24 protein-coding genes are annotated in these 24227 nt (G+C 64.9%); all 24 read right to left on the reverse strand.

Annotated elements, in window-relative coordinates; genetic code table 11:
- Positions 1 to 364: 364 nt before the first annotated feature.
- Positions 365 to 1825 carry an NADH-quinone oxidoreductase subunit NuoN gene (nuoN, locus tag VM621_RS18675; RefSeq protein ID WP_325470476.1) on the reverse strand — a complete coding sequence of 487 codons (1461 nt, stop codon included), beginning with the start codon at positions 1823 to 1825 and terminating at the stop codon, positions 365 to 367.
- 13 nt (positions 1826 to 1838) lie between these two features.
- Positions 1839 to 3350 carry an NADH-quinone oxidoreductase subunit M gene (locus VM621_RS18680; RefSeq protein ID WP_325470477.1) on the reverse strand — a complete coding sequence of 504 codons (1512 nt, stop codon included), beginning with the start codon at positions 3348 to 3350 and terminating at the stop codon, positions 1839 to 1841.
- A gap of 14 nt (positions 3351 to 3364) precedes the next feature.
- A complete protein-coding gene (gene nuoL, locus VM621_RS18685; RefSeq protein WP_325470478.1) occupies positions 3365 to 5443 on the reverse strand; it encodes an NADH-quinone oxidoreductase subunit L in 2079 nt (692 codons plus the stop codon).
- 4 nt (positions 5444 to 5447) lie between these two features.
- Complete coding sequence (nuoK, locus tag VM621_RS18690) at positions 5448 to 5753, reverse strand: NADH-quinone oxidoreductase subunit NuoK (RefSeq protein ID WP_036112219.1); 306 nt, start codon at positions 5751 to 5753, stop codon at positions 5448 to 5450.
- Positions 5750 to 6409 (reverse strand): NADH-quinone oxidoreductase subunit J, encoded by a 660-nt coding sequence (locus VM621_RS18695; protein ID WP_325470479.1) that lies wholly within the window; start codon positions 6407 to 6409, stop codon positions 5750 to 5752. Before VM621_RS18695 ends, nuoK begins: the two co-directional genes overlap by 4 nt.
- A gap of 19 nt (positions 6410 to 6428) precedes the next feature.
- Positions 6429 to 6920, reverse strand: a complete 492-nt coding sequence (gene nuoI / locus VM621_RS18700; protein ID WP_325470480.1) for an NADH-quinone oxidoreductase subunit NuoI — start codon at positions 6918 to 6920, stop codon at positions 6429 to 6431.
- A gap of 5 nt (positions 6921 to 6925) precedes the next feature.
- Entirely contained in the window at positions 6926 to 7948 is a 1023-nt protein-coding gene (gene nuoH / locus VM621_RS18705; protein WP_325470481.1) for an NADH-quinone oxidoreductase subunit NuoH, read from the reverse strand.
- 2 nt (positions 7949 to 7950) lie between these two features.
- Positions 7951 to 10263 carry an NADH-quinone oxidoreductase subunit NuoG gene (gene nuoG / locus VM621_RS18710; protein WP_325470482.1) on the reverse strand — a complete coding sequence of 771 codons (2313 nt, stop codon included), beginning with the start codon at positions 10261 to 10263 and terminating at the stop codon, positions 7951 to 7953.
- Positions 10260 to 11603, reverse strand: a complete 1344-nt coding sequence (nuoF, locus tag VM621_RS18715) for an NADH-quinone oxidoreductase subunit NuoF (protein WP_325470483.1) — start codon at positions 11601 to 11603, stop codon at positions 10260 to 10262. Before nuoF ends, nuoG begins: the two co-directional genes overlap by 4 nt.
- Before the next feature lie 10 nt (positions 11604 to 11613).
- Positions 11614 to 12141 carry an NADH-quinone oxidoreductase subunit NuoE gene (gene nuoE / locus VM621_RS18720; RefSeq protein WP_046968721.1) on the reverse strand — a complete coding sequence of 176 codons (528 nt, stop codon included), beginning with the start codon at positions 12139 to 12141 and terminating at the stop codon, positions 11614 to 11616.
- A gap of 21 nt (positions 12142 to 12162) precedes the next feature.
- The gene (locus VM621_RS18725) at positions 12163 to 13392 is read right to left on the reverse strand and encodes an NADH-quinone oxidoreductase subunit D (protein ID WP_325470503.1); all 1230 of its coding nucleotides are present in this window, start codon (positions 13390 to 13392) and stop codon (positions 12163 to 12165) included.
- 27 nt (positions 13393 to 13419) lie between these two features.
- Positions 13420 to 14148 carry an NADH-quinone oxidoreductase subunit C gene (locus VM621_RS18730; RefSeq protein ID WP_325470484.1) on the reverse strand — a complete coding sequence of 243 codons (729 nt, stop codon included), beginning with the start codon at positions 14146 to 14148 and terminating at the stop codon, positions 13420 to 13422.
- Positions 14149 to 14161: 13 nt separating this feature from the next.
- A complete protein-coding gene (locus VM621_RS18735; RefSeq protein WP_046968724.1) occupies positions 14162 to 14716 on the reverse strand; it encodes a NuoB/complex I 20 kDa subunit family protein in 555 nt (184 codons plus the stop codon).
- Complete coding sequence (locus VM621_RS18740) at positions 14707 to 15063, reverse strand: NADH-quinone oxidoreductase subunit A (RefSeq protein WP_046968725.1); 357 nt, start codon at positions 15061 to 15063, stop codon at positions 14707 to 14709. Before VM621_RS18740 ends, VM621_RS18735 begins: the two co-directional genes overlap by 10 nt.
- A gap of 300 nt (positions 15064 to 15363) precedes the next feature.
- On the reverse strand, positions 15364 to 15723 hold the full coding sequence (locus tag VM621_RS18745; protein ID WP_325470485.1) for a PilZ domain-containing protein: 360 nt from the start codon (positions 15721 to 15723) through the stop codon (positions 15364 to 15366).
- A 37-nt stretch (positions 15724 to 15760) separates the two neighbouring features.
- Positions 15761 to 16723, reverse strand: a complete 963-nt coding sequence (locus VM621_RS18750) for a PIG-L family deacetylase (RefSeq protein WP_325470486.1) — start codon at positions 16721 to 16723, stop codon at positions 15761 to 15763.
- A gap of 63 nt (positions 16724 to 16786) precedes the next feature.
- Positions 16787 to 17722, reverse strand: a complete 936-nt coding sequence (gene holB / locus VM621_RS18755; RefSeq protein WP_325470487.1) for a DNA polymerase III subunit delta' — start codon at positions 17720 to 17722, stop codon at positions 16787 to 16789.
- The gene (gene tmk / locus VM621_RS18760; protein ID WP_325470488.1) at positions 17719 to 18369 is read right to left on the reverse strand and encodes a dTMP kinase; all 651 of its coding nucleotides are present in this window, start codon (positions 18367 to 18369) and stop codon (positions 17719 to 17721) included. Before tmk ends, holB begins: the two co-directional genes overlap by 4 nt.
- Complete coding sequence (mltG, locus tag VM621_RS18765; protein WP_325470489.1) at positions 18360 to 19388, reverse strand: endolytic transglycosylase MltG; 1029 nt, start codon at positions 19386 to 19388, stop codon at positions 18360 to 18362. Before mltG ends, tmk begins: the two co-directional genes overlap by 10 nt.
- Positions 19388 to 20221 (reverse strand): aminodeoxychorismate lyase, encoded by an 834-nt coding sequence (gene pabC / locus VM621_RS18770; protein WP_325470490.1) that lies wholly within the window; start codon positions 20219 to 20221, stop codon positions 19388 to 19390. The genes mltG and pabC overlap by 1 nt, the downstream gene beginning before the upstream one ends.
- Positions 20218 to 21564: an aminodeoxychorismate synthase component I gene (locus VM621_RS18775; RefSeq protein WP_414674576.1), complete on the reverse strand. Its 1347-nt coding sequence runs from the start codon at positions 21562 to 21564 to the stop codon at positions 20218 to 20220. The genes pabC and VM621_RS18775 overlap by 4 nt, the downstream gene beginning before the upstream one ends.
- 5 nt (positions 21565 to 21569) lie before the next feature.
- Positions 21570 to 22886, reverse strand: coding sequence for a beta-ketoacyl-ACP synthase II (fabF, locus tag VM621_RS18780; RefSeq protein WP_325470491.1), 1317 nt, complete (start codon positions 22884 to 22886; stop codon positions 21570 to 21572).
- Positions 22887 to 23034: 148 nt separating this feature from the next.
- Positions 23035 to 23274, reverse strand: a complete 240-nt coding sequence (gene acpP / locus VM621_RS18785; protein WP_325470492.1) for an acyl carrier protein — start codon at positions 23272 to 23274, stop codon at positions 23035 to 23037.
- A gap of 185 nt (positions 23275 to 23459) precedes the next feature.
- A complete protein-coding gene (fabG, locus tag VM621_RS18790) occupies positions 23460 to 24203 on the reverse strand; it encodes a 3-oxoacyl-ACP reductase FabG (RefSeq protein WP_325470493.1) in 744 nt (247 codons plus the stop codon).
- Positions 24204 to 24227: the final 24 nt, after the last annotated feature.

Raw genomic sequence — 24227 nt, forward strand, 5'->3', positions numbered from 1 at the left:
ACACAACGGCTCTCCTGCCAGCTGACCGTATCGTCGTGAGAGACCTTGGCGTCCACCCTCGAGGCGAGTTCCGCACAAGTGAGCGGCCGTAGGCCATATAGATACATCGGCCGCGCAGCGGCCTTCCGCACCGAACGCGGAGGACCTGTCTGAGCAGCGAGGGTGGGCGCCAAGGTCTCCCCGCGAAACGCCCAAGTGTACAAAGCGACGGCGAAGCCGAGCCCGCGATGCCGAAGCCGAGCCCTAGGCGAGGTGCGAAAGAATGCCCGGCATGCCCAGCGCCCGCCCCCGGTAATCCGCGAAGAACCTAAAAAAAGGCGCGGACCGGAGTCCGCGCCTTTGCGTTACGACCCTGCCCGAGGACTCAGCCGGCGAAAGCCCGCTGGCACCAGGCCAGCAACGGCGACCAGGTGAAGCCCAGGACCAGCAGCGCGAGCGCGTTGAGCGAGAGCACCCAGCGAGCCGGCGCGTCGGCCGTGGCACGCACATCGGTGCCTTCGGTCGGCGGATCGAAGTACATGACCTTGACCACGCGCAGGTAGTAATACAGACCGATGATGGCGGCGACCGCGCCGACCAGGGCCAGCCACAACATGCCTGCATCCACGGCCGCCTTCAGTACCAGCAGCTTGCCGTAGAAACCGAACAGCGGCGGGACACCGGCCAGCGAGAACATGATCAGCAACATCAGGAAGGCGAACCACGGCGAGCGCTGGTTCAGACCCTTCAGGTCGTCGATTTCCTCGCACTCGAAGCCCGAGCGCGACAGCACGATGATCATGCCGAAGGCAGCGGCGCTGGTCAGCGCGTAGCTCACCGCATAGAACATCGACGCCGAATAGCCTTCCGGACCGGCGTTGACGAAGCCGACCAACAGGTAACCCATGTGCGAGATGGTCGAATAAGCCAGCAGGCGCTTGAGGTTGGTCTGCACCAGGGCAACCAGGTTACCGATCGCCAGCGAAAGCACGGCAAGCACGGCAAGCATGAGCTGCCACTGCGGGGCGAGCCCGGTGGCGCCACCGGCCGCATCGCCCATACCGGTCGAGAGCAGACGGTAGGCCATGCCGAACGCGGCCAGCTTCTGTGCCGAACCGATGAACACGGTCACGGCGGTCGGCGAGCCCTGGTAGACGTCCGGAATCCACATGTGGAACGGCGCGGCGCCCAGCTTGAAGCCGATGCCGGTGATCATGAAGACGAGGCCGAACAGCAGCAGGGTCTTCCACTCGGTACCGACGATGGCGGCGTGGATCGTATGCAGGTCCAGGCTGTGGGTGGCACCGTAGACCATCGACATGCCGTACAGCAGCATGCCCGAGGCCAGCGCGCCCAGCACGAAGTACTTGATCGCCGCTTCCGACGACAGGCTCGAATCGCGGTTCAGCGCGACCAGGGCATACGACGACAGCGTGAGCAGTTCGAGGCCAAGGTACGAGGTCACCAGGCTACCGGCCGAGACCAGGAACATGATGCCAACCGTGGCGAAGATCGTCAGCGTGTAGAACTCGCCGAACGGAATCGCCCGCTCCTTGAGGTACGGACGCGCGTAGACGAAGATCATCGCGGTGATGACCAGCGAGAACAGCTTCAGCACTTCGGCCACGCCATCGCGCACGAACATGCCCCCGAACGCGGTCACCGGCGTCGCCGGCTGGCCGCTGACGACGAGGTACGCGCCGACCAGGAGAACGAGGATGGAAAGCCAGTGGACGGCGCCCTTCTGGCCCGGCTTGAGGTAAGCATCCAGAAGAAGCAGCACGCAGGCCGCGACCACGAGATAAATCTCGGGGAGCAGGATCAGGATGTCGTTGATACTCGGCATGGATAGTTCCCGCTCAGACTTTGGTAATGGCCAGCTGCTCGACAATCCGAGCAACCGACGCATCCATCAGGTGGACCAGCGGCTCCGGCCAGATGCCGAAGAGCAGCACACCGGCGGCGAACGCGCTCAGCATGAAGATTTCGCGACCGTTGACGTCCTTCAGTTCCGCGACGTGATGGTTCGTGACCTTGCCCCAGAGCACGCGCTTCACCATCCACAACGTGTAGGCAGCGCCGATGATCAGGGTGAACGCGGCGAACAGGGCGATCCACGGATTGGCACTGAACGCGGCCAGGATGACCATGAACTCGCCGACGAAACCGCTGGTGCCCGGCAGGCCGCTGTTGGCCATGGCGAACAACACGTAGAACGGGGCGAAGATCGGCATCACGTTGATGACGCCGCCGTAGTCCTTGATCTGACGTGTATGCATGCGGTCGTACAGGACGCCGATGCAGCTGAACATCGCGCCGGAGATGAAGCCGTGCGAGATCATCTGGACCATCGCACCCTGCATGCCCAGGCGAGCGGCATCCGGGTTGTTCGTTTCACGCACCAGGATGAAGGCGATGAAGATGCCCAGGGTGACGAAACCCATGTGCGCGATGGACGAATACGCCACCAGCTTCTTCATGTCCTGCTGCACAAGGGCGATATAGCCGATGTAGCAGACCGCGATGAGGCTGAGCACGATGATCAGCCACTCGTAGTGCTGCGAGGCGTCCGGCGCGATCGGCAGGCTGAAACGGATGAATCCGTAGCCACCGATCTTCAGCATGACCGCCGCCAGCACCACCGAGCCGCCCGTGGGCGCCTCGACGTGGGCATCCGGCAGCCAGGTGTGCACCGGCACCATCGGGACCTTGATGGCGAAGCCCAGCAGGAAGGCGAAGAACAGCCAGCTCTGCTCGGTCAGCGTCAGGTGCACGTTGACCATGTCAGCGATGGCAAAGCTGCCACCTGTCTTGTGCCACAGGTAAAGCAGGCCGACCAGCATGAAGATCGAGCCGAAGAAGGTGTAGATGAAGAACTTCAGCGTGGCATAGACACGACGCGGACCGCCCCAGATACCGATGATGATGAACATCGGGATCAGCATGGCTTCGAAGAACACGTAGAACAGCATCGCGTCCGTCGCGCAGAAGACGCCGATCATCGCGCCTTCGAGCATCAGCATCGCCGCCATGTACTGGTGCGGCTTGTTCTGGATGACTTCCCAGGCACCGACGATCACCAGGATCTGGGTGAACGTGGTCAGGATGATCAGGGCGACCGAGATACCGTCGACGGCGAGCGAGTAGTTGATGCCCAGGGACGGGATCCAGCTCAACGACTCGTTGAGCTGCATCGTACCCGTGGTGGCGTCGTAGGCAGGGATGAGGGCCAGGCTGGCGGCGAACGTGGCGACCGCGACCAGGAGCGAGATCCAGCGGGCAAGGCCAGGGCGTCCGGCCCCGGCGAGCAGCACCGGGATGGCGCCGACGACCGGGAGCCAGATCAGCAGGCTGAGCAAGTGATTCGACATAGAGCTCGTTTCCCTTATTGCCCGATCAGCCAGTACCCGCCCAAGAGCAGGATGAGGCCGAGGATCATGGCGAACACGTAGTGGAAGAGGAATCCGGATTGCAGGCGGCGGACGCCACCGGCGATGCGCTGCACAAGGTTGGCCGAGCCGTTGACGATGGCGCCGTCGATGATGGCGGTATCGCCCACCTTCGACAGGCCCTCGCCCAGCTTCACGCCACCCTTCGCAAACACCGCGAAGTAGAGTTCATCGATCCAGTACTTGTGGTCCAGCAGCTCATACACCGGCTTCAACGCGTTCTTGATCTTTCCGGCAAGAGCGACATTGAACAGGTAGATGTAGGTGGCAACGGCGAAGCCGGCGAACGCGAGCCAGAACGGCGCCTGTGTGAAGCCGTGCAGGCCGGCCTCGATCGCGCCGTGGAACTCGTGGCCGAGCTCGGCAAGCACGTCGTTCGATTCGTTGACGTGGATGGCCTTGCCGAACCACTTCTCGTAAAGCATCGGGCCAACGGTGAAGCCACCGATGAGGATCGACGGAATCGCGAGCAGGACCAGCGGGACAGTGACGACCCACGGCGATTCGTGCGGCGCATGCTCGAGCACGCCCGGTGTGCCGTGATGGTCATCGTCATCGTGCGCGACGTCGTGCGGATCGTGCGCGGCGTCATGGTGGACGGCATGCGCATCGTGGCCGTGGCCATGCGAGGCAGGCTCGACCTTGAAGCGCTCCTTGCCGTGGAAGGTCATGTAGAGCAGGCGGAAGCTGTACAGCGAGGTGACGAACACACCGGCCAGCACGCAGAAGTGTGCGTAACCCGCACCCCAGCGATGCGACTCGCCCACGGCCTCGATGATCGCGTCCTTCGAGTAGAAGCCCGAGAAGAACGGCGTACCGGCCAGGGCCAGCGAACCGATCCACATCGTGAACCAGGTGATCGGCATGTACTTGCGCAGGCCGCCCATGTAGCGCATGTCCTGCTCATGGTGCATGCCCATGATGACCGAGCCCGCGCCGAGGAACAGCAGCGCCTTGAAGAAGGCATGGGTCATCAGGTGGAACACGGCGCCGCTATAGGCGGAGACACCGAGCGCGACCGTCATGTAACCGAGCTGCGAGAGCGTCGAGTACGCGATGACTCGCTTGATGTCGTTCTGAACGATGCCGATCAGGCCGGTGAACAGCGCCGTGGTCGAACCGATCACCAGGATGAACGACAGTGCCGCATCGGACAGCTCGAAGATCGGCGACATGCGCGCAACCATGAAGATGCCCGCGGTGACCATGGTCGCCGCATGGATCAGTGCCGAGATGGGCGTCGGACCTTCCATCGAGTCCGGCAGCCACACGTGCAGCGGCACCTGGGCCGACTTGCCCATCGCACCGATGAACAGCAGGATGCCAATCACGGTCGCCGCGTCCCAGGCGTGGTTCTGGGTGATCTGCAGCGTCTTGCCGACCAGCTCGGGAGCGTGGTCGAAGGCGGTCTGGTAGTCCAGCGTGCCCATGAAGTAGAGGATCGCCGAGATACCCAGCAGGAAACCGAAGTCGCCCACGCGGTTGACCAGGAAGGCCTTCAGGTTGGCGAAGATCGCCGTCGGGCGCTTGTACCAGAAGCCGATCAGCAGGTACGACACCAGGCCCACCGCTTCCCAGCCGAAGAACAGCTGCATGAAATTGTTGCTCATGACGAGCATCAACATCGAGAAGGTGAACAGGGAGATGTAGCTGAAGAAGCGCTGGTAGCTCGGGTCTTCGGCCATGTAGCCGATGGTGTACAGATGCACCAGCAGCGACACGAACGTCACCACCACCATCATCATGGCGGTGAGGCGGTCGATCATGAAGCCGACCGAGGCGTGGAAGCGGCCGATCTCGAACCAGGTGTAGACGTCCTGGTTGAAGTTCTGCGCACCGCCCCAGACCAGCTGGTAGAGCACGTAGAACGACAGGCCACAGGCGATCGCCACGCCCAGGATGGTCGCGGTGTGCGCCCCTGCCCGGCCGATCAGCTTGCCGAAGAGGCCGGCCAGGATCGCGCCCACCAGCGGGGCCAGTGCGATCGTCAGCAGGATTGAAAGCGAGAGACTCATCGGATCAACCCTTCATGCTGTCGATTTCGGCGACATTGATCGTGCTCCGGTTACGGAACAGCAGGACCAGGATCGCCAGGCCGATAGCGGATTCCGCCGCGGCCACGGTAAGGATGAAGAACACGAAGACCTGGCCGCCGACATCGCCGAAGAAGCGCGAGAAGGCCACGAAGTTGGTGTTCACCGCCAGGAGCATCAGCTCGATCGCCATGAGCAGCACGATCACGTTCTTGCGGTTGATGAAGAGTCCGGCGACCGCGATACAGAAGAGGATCGCGCCGAGGACGATGTAATGGGAAAGCGTGATCACTTGGCGTTCTCCTGCGTCGGGTCGACGACCGGCGCCGGGGCCGGGCTGACGGAAGCCATCTGTTCGCTCGCGACCTTGATCACGCGAACGCGGTCGGTGGCCTGGACCTCGACCTGCTGTGCCGCGGACTGGTGACGGACACCGACACGCTGACGCAGGGTCAGGGCCACGGCGGCGACGATACCCACGGTAAGGATCAGCGCGGCGATTTCGAACGGCAGCAGGAAGTCGGTGTAGAGGGCCTGGCCCAGCCACGCGACGTTCGAGTTACCGGCCGGGTTCGGGCCGAGCGTGTGGGCGTGCATGGCCTTCACGCCGATCATCGCCAGCATTTCCACCAGCATGACCACCGCGACGACGATGCCCACCGGCAGGTAGCGGATGAAGCCCTCGCGGACGACCTCCTGCTTGATGTCCAGCATCATGACCACGAACAGGAACAGCACCATCACCGCGCCGACGTAGACGACGACCAGGGCCACGGCCAGGAACTCCGCTTCGGCCAGCAGCCAGACGCAGGCCATGCTGAAGAAGGTCAGCACCAGCGAGAGCACGGCGTGAACCGAGTTCTTCACGGTGATGACCATCAGCGCGCCGATGACCGCCACGGCGGCGAAGAGGTAGAAACAGATGAGTTGAAGCAGATCGGTATTCATCGCGAGATTCTCCGGGCGCTCAGCGGTAAGCCGCGTCTTGCGCGCGGGCGGCAGCGATGTCCTGCTCGAAGCGGTCACCGATGGCCAGCAGCTGGGCCTTGGTCACTACGTTCTCGCCGCGATGTTCGAAGTGGTACTCGTGCACGTGCGTCTCGACGATGGAATCCACCGGGCAGCTCTCCTCGCAGAAGCCGCAGAAAATGCACTTGAACAGGTCGATGTCGTAGCGCGTGGTGCGGCGCTGGCCATCTTCCGGACGCGGGGCCGAGTCGATCGTGATCGCCAGGGCCGGGCATACCGCTTCGCACAGCTTGCAGGCGATGCAACGCTCTTCACCGTTGGCGTAACGGCGCAGGGCGTGCAGGCCACGGAAGCGGTTCGACTTCGGAATGTGCTCGAACGGATAGCGAATGGTGTACTTCGGGCTCCACATGTAGCGCATGGTCAGGCCCATGCCCTTGAACAGCTCGATGAGCAACAAACTCTTGAAATAGTGGGTTACGCGGGTCATGGCTTTCAGGCTCCCGTGCCGATGTGGACCCAGCCGAAATACTTCATGCAGCCGGCGACGAGGACCCAGACGATGGTGATGGGGATGAAGACCTTCCAGCCGAGACGCATGATCTGGTCGTAGCGGTAGCGCGGGAAGCTTGCGCGGAACCACAGGAACAGGAAGGCGAAGAAGAAGGCCTTGATGAACAGCCAGTGGAAACCGCCGTGGCCGATCAGGCCCCAGCCTTCCGGGAACGGCGAGAGCCAGCCGCCCATGAAGAAGATCGAGGTCAGGAAGCTGACCAGGATCATGTTGGCGTATTCGGCCAGGAAGAACAGCGCGAACGGCGAGCCGGAGTATTCGACGTGGAAGCCCGCGACGATTTCCGATTCGCCTTCCGCCACGTCGAACGGTGCGCGGTTGGTTTCCGCCACGCCCGAGACGAAGTAGATGACGAACACCGGCAGCAGCGGCAGCCAGTACCAGGTGAAGAAATTGCCCGACTGCGCGTTGACGATGGCCGAGAGGTTCAGGCTACCGGTCAGTACCAGGACGCAGACGATGGACATGCCCATCGACAGTTCGTACGAGATCACCTGCGCCGCGGCGCGCATGGCGCCGAGCATCGCGTAGCGCGAGTTCGACGACCAGCCGGCGAGGATGATGCCGTACACGCCCATGGAGGTCATGGCCAGCAGGTAGAGCACACCGGCGTTGACGTTGGCCAGGACGACCTCCGGACCGAACGGCACGACGGCCCAGGCGGCCAGTGCGGGCACCAGGGCCAGCAGCGGTGCCAGGTAGTAGAGCGCACGGTTGGCGTTGGTCGGCAGGACCACTTCCTTCAGCAGCAGCTTGACGACGTCGGCGAAGGCCTGGAGCAGGCCGGCGGGACCGACCTTGTTCGGCCCCATGCGGACGTGCATCCAGCCGAGTACCTTGCGCTCCCACCAGACGTACAGTGCGACGCCGATAACCAGCGGCAGCACGATCGCCAGGATGTAGAGCACCGGCAGCAAGACGTGATCGAAGAGTTGAGCGCCCATGGTTACGCCTTGCTCACGGTGATGGCCGCGCCGTACGGAGGCAGCATGGCGGTTTCGGAGTGCGCGGCTTCGACCCACGCGGCGCCATCGGGCACCGAGGCATCGATGGCCACCGGAAGGACGGCGTCGCCGATGCGCGCGTTGGCGCCATCGGTGAGGCCGAGCTTGCCGGCGTCATCCGCATTGATGCGGATGGCGGCGGCGCGGTTGAGCGGATGCGAAGCCAGCGCGCCGGCACGACGGACCACCGCATCGACGCGGTAGATCGGCGTGGTGGCGATGCGCGAGAAGCCGACACCCGAGGCACGCGGCGCCAGTGCCACGCGAACCTCGGCGGCACGCTCGGTAAAGCCGGCACGCAAGCCGGCGAGGTCGTCGAACTCGAAGCCGGCCACGCCGAGCATGCCACCCAGGGCACGCAGTACCTTCCAGCCCGGACGGGCGTCGCCCGGTGCCTTGCCACCCGGCAGGACGGTCTGCGCGGTGCCTTCGACGTTGACCAGGGTCGCGTCGATTTCCGGCGTCAGGCCGATCGGCAGGATCACATCGGCCGAATCCTTCAGTGCATCGCTCGCGAACGCCGCGAAGGCGACCACGGTCTGCGCCGAATGCATCGCCTGGAGCGCAAGCGTGCCATCGGCGAAATCGTGCGGCGGCTCGACGTTGTAAAGCACGTAGCCCTTGCGCGCCTGGGCCAGCATGCCGCGCGCATCGAGACCGCCGGCAGACGGCATCACGCCGACCGAGGCCAGGCCGATCGCATTGGCACCGACCGGAATCTCGTTGAACGAGGCACCGGCGGCCTGCGCGACGAAGCGCGCGATGGCACGCAGCCAGGACGCTTCCGGATGGGTCGCGGCGGCGTGGCCGAGGATGACCACGGCGTTGTCGCCAAGCGCCTTGAACGCGGCGCGGTGGGCGTCGGTCGTTTCCACACCGTCGAGGGCGGAAGCGATCGATTCCGGCACCGTGGCACCGTTCTCGCTGGCGGCCTTGGCCAGGACCAGCAGTTCGGCGACCAGCGCATGCGGCGCGGCGACGGACTCGCCGGCCAGCGGATAGTTGAAATTGAAGTGGACCGGATTGACCGCGTAGACCTTGGCGCCCTTCTTCACCGCCTGACGGATGCGGTGGTTCAGCAGCGGCACTTCGTTACGCAGGTCGGAGCCGACCAGCAGCGCCGCCTTGACCTTGTCGAACGAGGCGATCGGCGATGCGAAAGCCTTGGCGAACGCGTTGTCGGCGAAGTCGAGCTGGCGCAGGCGGTGATCGACATGGGCACTGCCCAGGCCGCGAGCGAGACGGACGAGCAGTTCGCCCTCCTCGTTCGACGTAGCCGGGTTCACCAACACGCCAAGATCCGAGCCCGGAACGCTCTTCAGCGCTTCGCTCGCCACGGCGAGGGCGTCGTCCCAGGTCGTCGCCGACCACTGGCCGTTGCGCTTGACCATCGGCGACTTGACGCGATCCGCGGCATACAGGCCCTGATGGCTGTAGCGGTCGCGGTCGGACAACCAGCACTCGTTGATCGTCTCGTTGTCGCGAGGCACGTTGCGCAGTACTTCGCCGCGGCGCGTGTGCATCCACAGGTTGGAACCCAGCGCGTCGTGATAGCCGACGGACGGGCGTGCCACCAGCTCCCAGGCGCGCGCCTGGAACTGGAACGGCTTGTTGGTCAGCGCGCCGACCGGGCAGACGTCGATGATGTTGCCCGACAGCTCGCTCTCGATCGTCTTGCCGATATACGTACCGATTTCCAGGTTCTCGCCACGGCTCATGCCGCCGAGTTCGTACGTGCCGGCAATCTCGCTGGTGAAGCGGACGCAGCGCGTGCACTGGATGCAGCGGGTCATCTCGGTCGCGATCAGCGGGCCGAGGTTCTCGTCGGAGACGGTGCGCTTGCGCTCGTTGTAACGCGATACCGAACGGCCGTAGCCGAGCGATACGTCCTGCAGTTCGCATTCGCCGCCCTGGTCGCAGATGGGGCAATCCAGCGGATGGTTGATCAGCAGGAATTCCATCACGTTGCGCTGCGACTTCAGCGCCTTGTCCGAACGCGTGAACACCTTCATGCCCTCGCCTACCGGCGTGGCGCAGGCGGGTGCCGGCTTGGGCATCTTCTCGATTTCCACCAGGCACATGCGGCAGTTGGCGGCGATCGGAAGCTTGCGGTGGTAGCAGAAGCGCGGGATGGGAATACCGACGGCATCGGCCGCCTGGATGATCATCGACCCCTTGGCAATCTGCACCGGAACGCCATCGATCTCGATATTGACCAGATCCGGCGCGGCGTTGGCTACGGGCTGCGCACTCATGCAGCGACTCCAGTGGTGACCGTGTCCGCCGGGCCGTCGACGATCGACCGGCCATGCTCCACGTAGTATTCGAATTCGTGCCAGAAGTTGGCCAGGAAGCCCTGCACCGGCCACGCGGCGGCTTCACCGAAGGCGCAGATGGTGTGCCCTTCGATCTGGCCGGCGACAGCCTTCAGGCGATGCAGGTCGTCCTGCGTGCCCTTGCCTTCCACGATGCGCGAGAGCACGCGGTGCATCCAGCCGGTACCTTCGCGGCACGGGGTGCACTGGCCGCAGGACTCTGCCATGTAGAAGCGCGAGATGCGGTGGCAGGCGCGAACCATGCAGGTGGTTTCGTCCATCACGATCACGGCACCGGAACCCAGACCCGAACCCGCCTTCTGCAGCGAGTCGTAATCCATGGTGCATTCCATGATTTTCTCGGCGGTCAGCACCTTCATCGAGGAGCCGCCCGGGATGCAGGCCTTCAGCTTCTTGCCGCCACGCATGCCGCCGGCCATCTGCAGGAGCTCGGAGAACGGCGTGCCGAGACGGATCTCGAAGTTGCCCGGGTTCGCCACGTGGCCGGAGACCGAGAAGATCTTCGGGCCGCCGTTGTTCGGCTTGCCGAGGTTGAGGAACCACTCCGCGCCGTTGCGCAGGATCGCCGGCACCGAGGCGTAGGTCTCGGTGTTGTTGATCGTGGTCGGCCGGCCGTACAGGCCGAAACCGGCCGGGAACGGCGGCTTGAAGCGCGGCTGGCCCTTCTTGCCTTCCAGCGATTCCATCAATGCGGTTTCTTCGCCGCAGATGTAAGCGCCGGCACCAAGGGCGTTGTAGATGTCCACGTCGATGCCGGTGCCATCGATATCCTTGCCGAGCAGGCCAGCCGCATAGGCTTCCTTCAGGGCTTCTTCGATGTGCTCGAACGGCTCGTGATGGAACTCGCCACGCAGGTAGTTGTAGGCAACGGTCGAACCGGTGCAGTAGCAGGCGATCGCCAGACCTTCGATCACCGCGTGCGGGTTGAAGCGCAGGATGTCACGGTCCTTGCAGGTGCCCGGCTCGGACTCGTCCGAGTTGCACAGGATGTACTTCTGGCCCGGTGCCGTGCGGGGCATGAAGCTCCACTTCAGGCCCGTGGGGAAGCCGGCGCCGCCGCGACCGCGCAGCGCGCTCTTCTTGATCTCTTCGATCAGTGCCGCCGGATCCGGTTTCTCGGCCAGGATCTTGCGCCATGCCTTGTAACCGTCCACCTTTTCATAGCTCTCGAGCGCCCAGGGCTTCTCGAAATGCAGGGTCGTGTAGACGACCTGGTGTTCCTGCGGTGCGGGTCCGACCGGACCAGTGGTGCTAGCCATTGCCCTTACCTCACTTGAGACCGTCGAGGATCGCGTCGACCGAATCGGTCGTCAGCTTCTCGTGGTAGTGACCGTTGACGACCATCATCGGCGCGCCCGCGCAAGCGGCGAGGCATTCCTCTTCCTGCTTGAGATAGATGCGGCCGTCGGCGGTGCTCTCGCCGGTCTTGATGCCGAGCTTCTTCTCGCAATGGCGAACCAGGCCTTCGGCCCCGTTCAACCAGCAGGAAATGTTGGTGCAGATGGCGACGTTGTTGCGACCGACGGGCGTGGTCTCGAACATCGAGTAGAAGCTTGCGACTTCGTACGCCCAGATAGCCGGCAGTTCGAGGTACTTGGCGACCGCGGTGATCAGTTCGTCCGTGAGGTAACCCACGTTCTGTTCCTGCGCCGCCATGAGCGACTGGATCAGCGCGGAGCGCTTGCGATCCGGCGGGAACTTGGAAACCCAGTGATCGATGTGGCTGCGGGTGTGATCGTTGAGCACGACGAGGGGATCGACGTCCTTGACCTGCTCAAAATGTCCGGTGGCTTTCATGATTCAGTTCACTCCGTCGACTTAGCGGTCGACTTCGCCAAAGACGAGATCGTAGGTGCCAATCATCGCGACGACGTCGGCGAGCATGTGGCCCCTCACGATCGCGTCCATGGAAGACAGGTGGGCGAAGCCGGGCGCGCGCAGATGCACGCGGAAAGGCTTGTTCGCACCGTCGGACACGAGATAGCAGCCGAATTCGCCCTTGGGCGCTTCGACGGCGGTATAGGTTTCGCCGGCGGGGACGCCGTAGCCTTCCGTGAAGAGTTTGAAGTGGTGGATCAGCGCTTCCATGTCGCTCTTCATTTCTTCGCGGCTGGGCGGCGCGACCTTGTAGTTTTGCACCATCACCGGGCCCGGGTTGGCCTTCAGCCACGCCACGCACTGCTTGATGATGCTGTTCGACTGGCGCATCTCTTCGACGCGGACCAGGTAACGGTCGTAGCAATCGCCGTTGACGCCAACCGGGATGTCGAACTCCATGTTTGCGTAGGCGGCATACGGCTGCTTCTTGCGCAGATCCCAGGCGATGCCCGAACCGCGCAGCATCGCACCGGTCATGCCCCAGGCCTGGGCCTTCTCGGGCGGAATGACGCCGATGCCGACCGTACGCTGCTTCCAGATACGGTTATTGGTGAGCAGCGCTTCGTATTCGTCGACGCGGGCCGGGAAGTCGTTGGTGAACTCCGTGAGGTAGTCCAGCATCGAGCCTTCGCGCCAGGCATTGCGGCGCTTGAGGTCGGCGCCCTTGTGCCACGGCGACTCGCGGTACTTCGACATCTGGTCCGGCAGGTCGCGGTAGACGCCGCCCGGGCGATAGTACGTGGCGTGCATGCGCGCGCCGGATACCGCCTCGTAGACGTCCATCAGTTCCTCGCGCTCGCGGAACGCGTAGAGGAAGACGGCCATGGCGCCCAGATCGAGCGCATTCGATCCCACCCACATGAGGTGGTTCAGGATGCGGGTGATCTCGTCGAACATCGTGCGGATGTACTGCGCGCGGATCGGTGCCTGGATACCCAGCAGATTCTCGATGGCCAGCACGTAGGCGTGCTCGTTGCACATCATCGAGACGTAATCGAGGCGATCCATGTAACCGATGGACTGGTTGAACGGCTTGGACTCGGCCAGCTTCTCGGTACCACGGTGCAGCAGCCCGATATGCGGATCGGCGCGCACGATCGTCTCGCCGTCCATCTCCAGCACCAGGCGCAGCACGCCGTGCGCAGCGGGATGCTGCGGGCCGAAGTTCATCGTGTAATTGCGAATTTCTTCCACGGCTTAGTTCTCCCGCCAATGATCGGCGGATTCCGCCCTGGCCTGATCGAGATCGGCGTCGTTACGGATCGTGCGCGGCACCAGCACGCGCGGCTCGATCGAGACGGGTTCGTAAATCACACGCTTCTGTTCGGGGTCGTAACGCACTTCCACGTTACCGATGAGCGGGAAATCCTTGCGGAACGGATGGCCCACGAAACCGTAGTCGGTGAGGATGCGACGAAGATCCGGATGACCATCGAAGATGATGCCGAACAGATCGAAGGTCTCGCGCTCGAACCAGTCCGTGCCCGGCCACACCGGCGTGACCGACGGGACGATCGGAAAGGCATCGTCCTCGCAGAACACGCGCAGGCGGATGCGCTGATTGAGTTCGATCGACAGCAGATGGAACACCGCGGCATAACGACGCGGCTGCTCGACGTTGCGCGGGCGGTCCGCCCACGTGAAGCGACCCATGGCCTCACCTTCCACGCCGCGCGAGAAGCTTTCGCCCTGCGCCGTGTCGGTGTCCCACTCGGTCTGGCCGTAGCTGAGGTAGTCGACGCCGCAGACGTCGATGGGAGTCGTGAAGCGGAAGCCTGCCTCGTCGCGCAACGCCGTGGCGACGGAGATCAGGTCACGCGGAGCCACCTCGGCGGTGACTTCATTGCGGTCGACCTTCACCGTCAGCATGTCGCCGAAGCGCGCGGCGAGCCGTTCGACCAGCGAGGTCTCGTTAATAACGCTCATGTGCGATGCCCTGTTAACGCGCGATCGTGTGGGTGCGACGGATCTTCTTCTGCAGCTGCAGGATGCCGTGGATCAGCGCTTCGGCCGTCGGTGGGCAACCCGGCACATAGATATCGACCGGAACGATGCGATCGCAGCCGCGAACGACCGAGTAGGAATAGTGGTAGTAACCGCCGCCGTTGGCGCAGGAACCCATGGAGATCACCCACTTCGGTTCCGGCATCTGGTCGTAGACCTTGCGCAGCGCGGGAGCCATCTTGTTCACCAGGGTGCCGGCGACGATCATCACGTCGGACTGGCGCGGGCTGGGACGGAAGACGACACCGAAACGGTCCAGATCCAGGCGCGCGGCACCCGCGTGCATCATCTCGACGGCGCAGCAGGCCAGGCCGAAGGTCATCGGCCACATGGAGCCGGTGCGCGCCCAGTTCATCAGGGCGTCGATGCTGGTGACGCCGAAGCCGCGGTTGACGACGGGGGCATCGCCATTGGGACGCAGGATGTCGTCGACGAGGTTGAGCGGCGTCGGGTTGTGCATCACCCGATCGATGGTGGTCATCACTCCCATTCGAGCGCTCCCTTCTTCCAGACGTAAGCGAAACCGACCACGAGCAGCGCGAGGAACAGCGCCATCTCGATCAGCGCGATGGCGCCGATCTTGTCGAACACCACCGCCCACGGAAACAGGAAGGCGATTTCGAGGTCGAAGATGATGAAGAGGATGGCGATGAGGTAGTAGCGCACGTCGAACTTCATGCGCGCGTCCTCGAAGGCCTCGAAGCCGCACTCGTAAGGCGAGAGCTTCTCCGAATCGGGACGGCTGGGGCCGGCAAGCATGCCGATCGCCATCAGGACCACGCCTAGGCCTACGGCCACGGCAATGAACAACAGGACGGGCCAGTATTGGGCAAGCACGATGCTGCGTACCTCCGCGCCTCACTGGGCGCATCAGTGACCGTCGGCGGGGACGAGCGGTCCGGCTAGGGTCGCCAGAGCTTTTATCGAATCGATCCAAATGGTCCGATCCGTGTCGGCACGCATTGCGTACCAACGACTCCGGATATCCACAATCTCACGTTGGGGAACCGATCTATTGTACCAGTGCGTGCAGGTATCGCGACAAGTATTAATGAGGGAAAAACTGCGTCGCGATGGTGCAATCGCAGGTAATCGCTTGTCGAACACCGACATTCGGCACCGGAAGGCGCCGTCGGCTCACATCGTCTGGGTCGGACGCTCGGATGCGAGGGTGCCTGCAAGGAGCGCTTCGATACGCTGCCGGGCACCTTCGCTCTCGGGGGACTCGTTGAACTGGATACCGACCCCCGCCGTGCGGTTGCCCTGCGCACCCACGGGTGTGATCCAGACGACCCGACCCGCGACGGACAGCCGCTCGTTCTCGTCGATCAGGGTGACCAGCAAGGCCACCTCGTCGCCCAGGCTGTAACGCTGGGCGGTGGGCGCGAACAGGCCACCGGTCTTCAGGAACGGCATGTACGAGATGTACAGGGAGTTCACGTCCTTGATCTTCAACGACAGGATGCCCTGGCGCGGTGAGGAGCTGGTGGCGTTCATGGACACGTCGAATCCCCTGGTTTGAGCGTCATCCTAGCTACCCCGCCGCCCGGGCCACAAGCCCGACCGGCTCCGGGTCCTGTCCGGCCCAGCCATAGCGGTCGTAGATCCAGGGCGTGGACAGATCGGCGGTGAGCTTGACGAAGGCCGGGCCGGGCGCACCGCGCAACGGCAACAGCCAGGCGTCGCCTGCCCGCTCGATCGGCGCGGACCGCCACGGCCACACCTGCACGCCCAGACCATCGGCCAGGACGAGGCGCAGGCGCAGCCGCGCCAGCGGTCCCGGTTGCCATGGCAGACGCAGCACTCCGGTGCCCGGGGCAGCAGGCGCCCGGTCGAAACGTTCGGGGCGCGAGGCGACGCGGAGCATGCGCTTGCGACTGAGGGCCATCTGCGTCGCGTGCTCGAGCACGGCGTCGATCTTGGTCGCCAGCCGCTCGGGGTCCGCGTCCGGGACGATCAGGTCCTCCGGTGCGGATCGTTCCGTACCGTGAACCATATAAGTGAGTACCTCGGCCATCGAACCCGCGGCCGCCAGCGCCAGCCGGGCAAGCACGTGCGCCGAGCCATGGTCCGGATGGCTGTCGCCCAGGTCGGGGATGACCACGAGATTGGGACGTACCCGCTCGACGATGCGGCGGACGGCATCCACGGCTGCCGCCGACCGGTCGCGAAGTTCGTCGGTCACCTGCATGTCGTGCCAGCCGAGCGCGTGCAGGTGTTCGGGCCCGACGCCGAGCCGGCCCAGCGCCCCGGCCACCTCGAGACGACGCCGCGCGCCCCAGCGCGCCCGGCCTGCCGCGTCGATCACCAGGCGCCGCTCCATCCAGCGTTGCGGCCAGGGATTGTCGTCGCCATCGGTGAGCAGCAACACGTCGGCGCGCCCGCCGGCAGCGAGCGTGCGTTGGATCAGCATGCCGGCGGCCAGCGACTCGTCGTCCGGATGGGGCGCGACGACGAGAAGTCGGGTACGGCCGTCGATGACGGGTTCGCGGGACAAATCAGGTTCCTTGCCAGCCGGGGGATTCAGGCCGATTAGGGCCGAACGCCCGATAAGACAGCGTCAACGCCAGGCCGCAAGAAGCTCGAGCAGCAGCAGGTCGACACGCAAAGGGCCTCGGAGTGCGTCGCGCGCACGGTTGGCCCTGCCGTACCACGCATCGAGCGATTCGTCGTCGAGCTGGCTTTCCAGAGGGGCTGCCACGCCTGCCGCACGGGCGCGAAGCTCGTCGGTCGCCGCCTGCGCGGCAAACCACAGGTAACGGGCCGGTTCCGCCGCCTGCCAGCGCTTGACCACGTCCATCGTGTCGCCACGACCGGCAGCCAGGGCCTTGAGGTCATGACGGACCTCGCCACGCTGCTTCAATGCGCCATCGGCGGCCCAGGTACGGGCCATGCCCGGATTGCCGCCGGCGGCGTCGAGAGCCGCTTCGGCATCCTTCACCCCATCGGCGGCCAGCCAGGCCAACGCGACGTCGCGCGGCGGCACCAGGAAATCGATGCGCTGGCAACGGCTGCGAATGGTCGCGGGCAGCCGCGCCGGCTCGTCGGCCACGAGGACCAGCAAGGTCGCCTGCGTGGGCTCTTCGAGGGTCTTGAGCAACGCGTTCGCGGCGGCGGCGTTCATCGCGTCGGCGGGGTCGACCGTGGCGATCTGCCAGCCACCGAACTGGCTGGACATGGCCAGTCGGGCGGATAGGTCGCGAATCTGGTCGACGACGATCTCACTGCGGGTCACGCCGTCCTTGCGCAGGCCGAAGGACAGCGCCGCCACGTCCGGATGCGTACCGGCGGCGACGAGATGGCAGCTACGGCAGACACCGCACGGCGTACCGTCGGTGCTTTGCTGGCACAACAGGCCCTTGACGAAGGTCGCCAGGAAATCCCGCTTGCCCAGGCCGGCCGGACCGGCAAGCAGCAAGGCGTGGGGCAGCGCATCGCGCTCGCGACGCGCCTGCAGGCGCGCCCACGCGTCGGCGTGCCAGGGACGCAGGCTCACGAGGCCACCCCGACGAGCAGGCCGGCCATACCCTCGACCGCCTGAGCGAGTACGGCCTCCGGCGTCGCGCTCGCATCCAGGACACGGAAACGCCGCGGCTCGGCCGCGGCCCGCGCCCGGTAGGTGTCGCGAACACGCTCGAAGAACGCGTCGGCCTCTCCTTCGATACGGTCCGCTTCGCCGCGGCCCGCCGCACGCGCGCGACCGGTGCTCACCGGAAGATCGAGCAACAAGGTGATGTCGGGCTTGATGGCGAGCGCCGCCCAGGTTTCGAGCGCATCGATACGCTCCACGGGCTGGCCGCGGCCGCCGCCCTGGTAGGCGAAGCTCGCATCGGTAAAACGATCGCAGAGAACCCAGCGCCCCGCGGCAAGCGCCGGCTCGACCACCTGGCGCACCAGCTGGGCGCGCGAGGCGAACATCAGCAGCAGCTCGGCTTCCGCGCACAGTTCGTTGATGCCCGCGTCGAGCACGATCCCGCGCACCGCTTCGCCGACGGCCGTGCCACCCGGCTCGCGGGTGACGACAAGATCCACGCCCTGCGCGCGCAGGTACGCCTCGAGCCCACGCAGCAGCGTGCTCTTGCCGGCGCCTTCGCCGCCTTCGAGGGTGATCAGTCGGCCGCGCTTGGGTGTCGTCACTGGCATCGCTTCAATTGGTAGCAGGCTACGGCCCGGTTGTGATCGTCGAGAGTCGCCGAGAAGACGTGGCTGCCGTCGCCCTTCGCGACGAAATAGAGGTCCTTGCCTTCGACCGGATGCAGGGCCGCCTGGATGGCGGCCGCCCCCGGCAGGGCGATCGGGGTCGGCGGCAGGCCGACTCGCGTGTACGTATTGTAGGGGGTGTCGGTGGTGAGGTCGCTCTTGTGGATGTTGCCCGCGTAGCTGTCACCCATGCCGTAGATCACCGAAGGATCGGTCTGCAGGAGCATGTGCAGTTGCAGCCGCCGGAGGAAGACGCCGGCGATTCGCGGACGCTCGTCCGCCCTGCCCGTCTCCTTTTCCACGATGGAGGCGAGGATGAGTGCTTCGTACGACGTCGCCAGCGGCAAGTCGGGGGCACGCGATGTCCAGGCGGCCTCGAGCGCTTTCGTCATCGCCGCATGGGCGCGCTTGAGGACACTGGAGTCGGTATCGCCCTTGACGTAGGCGTAGGTCTCGGGAAGAAACCGCCCTTCCGGGTGTTCGCCGTCATTGCCCAGGCGCTTCATCAGCGCATCGTTATCGAGGCCCGCGGTATCGTGCGACAGCGTGTCGGTCGCTGCCAGCGCACGGCGCAGGTCCGCAAAGCTCCAGCCATCGACGATGGTGAAGTTACGCTGCATGACCTTGCCGTTGGCCATGTCGCCGATCAGGTCGCGCGGTGTCATGCCGGTACGTAGCAGGTATTCGCCGGCGTGCAGGCGTCCCGACGCATGCATCTCGATCGCCAGCACGCGCCAGTAGAGCGGCGAAGCCCGCGTCGCACCCCGGGCGCGCAAGTCGCGCACGATATCCTTGAACGAGGCGCCCCGCGCCACGTCGATGCTCTGCCCGGCCACCGGCACACTCAAGGGCGTGCGCGCAAAGCGCGACCAGTCGAAAACGAGCCAGCTACCCACGGCGATCGCCGCGACCAGCACCACCAGCAAGATGACACGCCAGAGGGCGATGCCGCGCACTTTCATCAATCGGAATCCTTCGAACGGTTCGGGAGCGGCAGGCCGATTCCGCCCCAGTGTTCCTGCCAGTGGCGGGTCACCGGGCCGGGCTGCCAGGTTCGGCCAGCGAAAGCCCGAACGGGAAGAATGCCCCGAACGGCCGACGTGAGGAAGACCTCGTCGGCCGCAACGAGTTCGTGCGGCGCCAGATGGCGAATCTCGATGTCGCCGGCGGCGAGCACTTCCGCACGCGCCACACCGGCCACACCACAGCGGTCGACAGGTGGCGTGACGAGGCGACCGCCGATCGCGACGAACAGGTTCGCCGCCGTGGCGCAGACGATCCGGCCTTGCTGGTCGGCCATCAGGCCCTCCTGTGCGGTCGCATCGCTCCATTCGGCACGGGCCAGCACCTGCTCGAGACGGTTGAGGTGCTTCATCCCGGCCAGCAAGGGCTGGTCGCCGAGACGCGTGTCGCACAGGCGTAGCGCGATCCCCTCGCGATACGGCGCCCCGGCCAGCGACAGCGCACCCACAACGACCACCGTCGTTGGCTTCGCCGGATGCGGTCGCGCATAACCGCGCTCGCCACTGCCCGCCGTGAATGTGACACGAGCAACCGCGTCGGCCAGGCCATCGGCCAGGCGGCGGACTTCGGCCAGGATCGCATCCGTATCGGGTGCCGGCAGGCCGAGACGTACTGCCGACGCAAGCAGGCGCGCAGCGTGCCGGGGCCATAAGGGAACGACACCGCCGACGACGCGCAAGGTTTCAAACAGGCCGTCGCCGTACATGAGTCCCCGATCCACCGCCTCCAGCCGAGTGTCCCTCGCGAAGTCGACCGACATGCGCGTGCTCATGCGGCGCCGAAGATCCGCAACAGTCCGCGCGCTTTCGCCCGCGTCTCGTCGAGTTCCCTTTCCGGGACCGAGTCCGTCACGATGCCGGCACCCGCTCGCAGCGACACCTGCGTGCCTTCGACCATGAGCGTACGGATGAGGATGTTGAGATCCATGTCGCCGTTGTCGTCGAGGTAGCCGATCGCGCCGGTATAGGCGCCGCGCGGCTCGTTTTCGATGTCGCCGATGATCGCCATGCAGCGCACTTTCGGGCAGCCCGTGATGGTGCCGCCGGGGAATGTCGCTGCGATCACCTGGCCAGGCGTCACGCCTTCACGAGCGCGGCCACGCACGTTGGAAACGATGTGGTGCACATGGGCATAACTCTCCACGACCATCAGCTCGTCCACCTTCACGCTGCCTGGGACGCACACGCGGCCGAGGTCGTTACGCTCGAGGTCGATCAGCATGACGTGCTCCGCGCGCTCCTTCGGATGCGTGGTGAGTTCGCGGATGCGTGCCGCGTCGTCGTCACCGGGCACACGCGGACGCGTGCCGGCGATGGGGCGGGTCTGCAGCACGCCGTCACGCGCCTCGACCAGACGCTCCGGCGACGAGCTGACGATGGCCCATGCCGGTTGCTGGAGCATGCCGGCAAAGGGCGCGGGATTGGCTACCCGCAGCGCGGCCATCAGGCTCGCTGGCGACGGTGCTTCGGCGAAATGTGCCGACCAGCGGCGCGACAGGTTCACCTGGAAGACATCGCCCGCACGCAGGTGTTCGTGAATACGCACCACACCATCGAGGAAGCGCGAAGGCTCGTCTTCGTCGACGCGAACGGGCGCGGCAAGGGCGAGTTCCGGCAAGGCGACATCGAGGTCGGCGGCAAGCACTTCGAGCCAGTGGCCGGCGCCCTCTTCCGCAATGAGTATGGTGCGCTGTTCGACGTGATCGACGATCGCCGCGGCCGGCGTGCGCAAGGCAAAGGCGACCGGCGCGGGACCGCTCGACGGCGGCAGTCGCAAGCTCGGTTCGATCTGGCCGACGAGTTCATAGGCCAGGTAGACGATCCAGCCCCCATGGAACGGCAGGCCATCCTCGACGCGCGGATGGCGTCGCGCCGCCCAGGCAAGGTCGAGGGCATCGAGAAAATCACCGGGAACCACCTCGCCCGACGCGTCGCGAACCACGCGGTCGGTGCCGAGTGTCAGCGATTCGTCGCCGGCCGCGAAGAGGATGTCGAAACGCGATTGCGGCGTACCCGTGACGGCGCTGGCCAGCAATGCCGGGTAACGCTGCGGAAACGACGCGGCCGGCGCGAGGAGATCGCGCCGGCCGGCCAGGGTTCGCGTGACAAATGCCACGCCGATCAGACGCGACGGAAGACGAGCGTACCGTTGGTCCCGCCGAAGCCGAACGAGTTCGACACGGCGATGTTGATGTCCGCCTTCTCGGCCTTGTTCGGCACGAGGTCCATACCGAGCGCAGCCACTTCCGGATCCACGTTGACGAGGTTCATCGTCGGCGGCATGACGCCGTCGCGGATGGCCATGACCGAGAAGATCGCCTCGACACCGCCGGCGGCGCCGAGCAGGTGACCGGTGACCGACTTGGTCGAGCTGACCGCGAACTTGCCCTTCGCGGTGGCATGATCGCCAAACACGCTGCGGATGGCCTTGGCTTCGCCAAGATCGCCCACCGGCGTGGAGGTACCGTGCGCGTTGACGTACTGGACGTCTTCCGGCTTGATGTGCGCGTCGTGCAGCGCATTGCGCATGGCGAGTTCCGCACCGTCGCCACTGGGCGAGGTGATGTGGAAAGCGTCGCCGCTCATGCCGAAACCGACGAGCTCGGCAAGAATGTTGGCGCCACGTGCCTTGGCGAACTCATACTCTTCGAGCATGAGCATGCCGGCGCCGTTGGATAGCAGAAAGCCATCGCGGTCGGCATCCCACGGACGGCTGGCGTGCGTCGGATCGTCGTTGCGGGTGGACATCGCCTTGGCCGAGCAGAAGCCTGCCATCGCCGTAGGCGTGGTCGCGTGCTCGGAACCGCCGGCGAGCATCGCGTCCGCATCGCCGTACTGGATCAGGCGCATCGCCATGCCGATGTTGTGCGCGGCTGTGGTGCATGCCGATACCAAGGCGATATTCGGGCCTTTCAGGCCGAAGTAGATCGACAGGTTGCCGGCCACCATGTTGATGATGGAACTGGGCACGTAGAACGGCGAGACCTTGCGCGGCCCCTTCTCGTTCAGTTCGATGGCGGTGGCTTCGATCGTGTGCAGGCCGCCGATACCGGCTCCCGCGGCCACGCCGATGCGACCGGCATTTTCTTCGGTCACGACCAGGCCCGACTGACGGAACGCATGGGCGCCAGCGACGATGCCGTAATGGATGAACGGATCCATCCGCTTGAAGTCTTTCGCAATGGAGCGACGTTCGTCGTCGAGCGCCTTGATGCCCGCCTCGTCGGTCGGCATCGCGATGCCGTCGAAGAAAGCGTCGGCCGCAACGAAATCACGCACTTCGCCCGCGATGCGGGTGTTATAGGCGCTGGTGTCGAAATCGGTCACAGGGCCGATGCCGCTGTTACCTTCGACGACGTTCTTCCAGGCGGTGGCGACATCGTTACCGACCGGCGAGAGGATCCCCATGCCGGTAATTACCACACGTCGTTTACTCATGCGTTTGTTCCTTAGCACGTTATCCACGCAACCATACGCGGGCGCAGGTTACGAAAAGCGGAAACGAAAACTGCGCCTTTAGGCGCAGCTTCCGTGTCGCTCGGAGATCGACGGGAGGCGTGCCTCCGATCGACAACCAGTCGCTCGATCAGGCCTTGACGTGGGCCTTGATGTAATCGATCGCCTGCTGGACCGTCGTGATCTTCTCAGCGTCTTCGTCCGGGATCTCGCACTCGAACTCTTCTTCGAGAGCCATCACGAGCTCAACGGTATCCAGCGAATCGGCGCCCAGATCGTCCACGAACGACGCGTTGTTGGTGACTTCATCTTCCTTGACGCCAAGCTGCTCGATGACGATCTTTTTGACGCGTTCTTCGATGGTGCTCATGTTGCCTTTACCTCCCGAGGGAAAATTCCGGCGGCATTGTAGTGGCTAAGGACTTGGCCCGCCAACACACTGCCGCCACGTGGATGACGCCCGGCTTTTCGTAAGCCGGGCGCGAAACGATGATTGTCTCTCAAAAACGGGCCGGTGGCGACTGCCGCCGACCCTGGCCGGTGAGGCCGGCCCGATCAGGGCATGTACATGCCGCCGTTGACGTGCAGGGTCTCGCCGGTGATGTACTTCGCCGCGGGCGAAGCCAGGAAGGCCACCGCCTCGGCGATGTCGTTGGGCTCGCCCAGGTGGCCCAGGGCGATCCCGGACAGGAGCGCCGTGCGCTGCTCTTCCGGCAGTGCGCGGGTCATGTCGGTGTCGATGAAGCCCGGCGCCACCACGTTCACCGTAATGCCGCGCGAGCCAATCTCACGGGCCAGCGATTTGGAGAACGCGATGATGCCCGCCTTGGCTGCCGCGTAGTTGGCCTGGCCGGGATTGCCGGTCACGCCGACGACGGAAGCGATGCTGACGATGCGCCCCTTGCGTGCCTTCATCATGCCGCGCATGACCGCCTTGGACGTCCGGAACACGGAGGTCAGGTTCGTCTCCATGATCGCACTCCAGTCCTCTTCCTTCATACGCATCAGGAGCTGGTCGCGGGTGATACCGGCGTTGTTCACCAGGATGGAGACCGCACCGGCTTCTTTGGCGATTCCATCGATCAGGGCCTCGATCGCCGCCGGGTCCGTCACGTTGAGCACGCGACCGTGGCCACCCTGGGCGGCGAGACGCTCACCGATCGCCTGCGCACCGGCGTCACTGGTTGCCGTGCCGAACACCGTCGCACCGAGCGCGGCGAGGCGATCGGCGATGGCCGCGCCGATACCGCGGCTGGCGCCGGTGACGAGCGCGATTTCACCCTTCAGGGTCTGGGTCATGGGGATTCCTGTCGTAACGAGGGG

The organism is Luteibacter sp., assembly GCF_035539195.1.
Classification (GTDB): Bacteria; Pseudomonadota; Gammaproteobacteria; order Xanthomonadales; family Rhodanobacteraceae; genus Luteibacter.

Bases quoted from the DNA above. Each gene is read 5' to 3' on its own strand.
- nuoN (WP_325470476.1), bottom strand. From the start codon at position 1,825: ATGCCGAGTATCAACGACATCCTGATCCTGCTCCCCGAGATTTATCTC.
- VM621_RS18680 (WP_325470477.1), bottom strand. From the start codon at position 3,350: ATGTCGAATCACTTGCTCAGCCTGCTGATCTGGCTCCCGGTCGTCGGC.
- nuoL (WP_325470478.1), bottom strand. From the start codon at position 5,443: ATGAGTCTCTCGCTTTCAATCCTGCTGACGATCGCACTGGCCCCGCTG.
- VM621_RS18695 (WP_325470479.1), bottom strand. From the start codon at position 6,409: ATGAATACCGATCTGCTTCAACTCATCTGTTTCTACCTCTTCGCCGCC.
- nuoI (WP_325470480.1), bottom strand. From the start codon at position 6,920: ATGACCCGCGTAACCCACTATTTCAAGAGTTTGTTGCTCATCGAGCTG.
- nuoH (WP_325470481.1), bottom strand. From the start codon at position 7,948: ATGGGCGCTCAACTCTTCGATCACGTCTTGCTGCCGGTGCTCTACATC.
- nuoG (WP_325470482.1), bottom strand. From the start codon at position 10,263: ATGAGTGCGCAGCCCGTAGCCAACGCCGCGCCGGATCTGGTCAATATC.
- nuoF (WP_325470483.1), bottom strand. From the start codon at position 11,603: ATGGCTAGCACCACTGGTCCGGTCGGACCCGCACCGCAGGAACACCAG.
- nuoE (WP_046968721.1), bottom strand. From the start codon at position 12,141: ATGAAAGCCACCGGACATTTTGAGCAGGTCAAGGACGTCGATCCCCTC.
- VM621_RS18725 (WP_325470503.1), bottom strand. From the start codon at position 13,392: ATGAACTTCGGCCCGCAGCATCCCGCTGCGCACGGCGTGCTGCGCCTG.
- VM621_RS18730 (WP_325470484.1), bottom strand. From the start codon at position 14,148: ATGAGCGTTATTAACGAGACCTCGCTGGTCGAACGGCTCGCCGCGCGC.
- VM621_RS18735 (WP_046968724.1), bottom strand. From the start codon at position 14,716: ATGGGAGTGATGACCACCATCGATCGGGTGATGCACAACCCGACGCCG.
- VM621_RS18745 (WP_325470485.1), bottom strand. From the start codon at position 15,723: ATGAACGCCACCAGCTCCTCACCGCGCCAGGGCATCCTGTCGTTGAAG.
- tmk (WP_325470488.1), bottom strand. From the start codon at position 18,369: ATGCCAGTGACGACACCCAAGCGCGGCCGACTGATCACCCTCGAAGGC.
- mltG (WP_325470489.1), bottom strand. From the start codon at position 19,388: ATGAAAGTGCGCGGCATCGCCCTCTGGCGTGTCATCTTGCTGGTGGTG.
- pabC (WP_325470490.1), bottom strand. From the start codon at position 20,221: ATGAGCACGCGCATGTCGGTCGACTTCGCGAGGGACACTCGGCTGGAG.
- fabF (WP_325470491.1), bottom strand. From the start codon at position 22,886: ATGAGTAAACGACGTGTGGTAATTACCGGCATGGGGATCCTCTCGCCG.
- acpP (WP_325470492.1), bottom strand. From the start codon at position 23,274: ATGAGCACCATCGAAGAACGCGTCAAAAAGATCGTCATCGAGCAGCTT.
- fabG (WP_325470493.1), bottom strand. From the start codon at position 24,203: ATGACCCAGACCCTGAAGGGTGAAATCGCGCTCGTCACCGGCGCCAGC.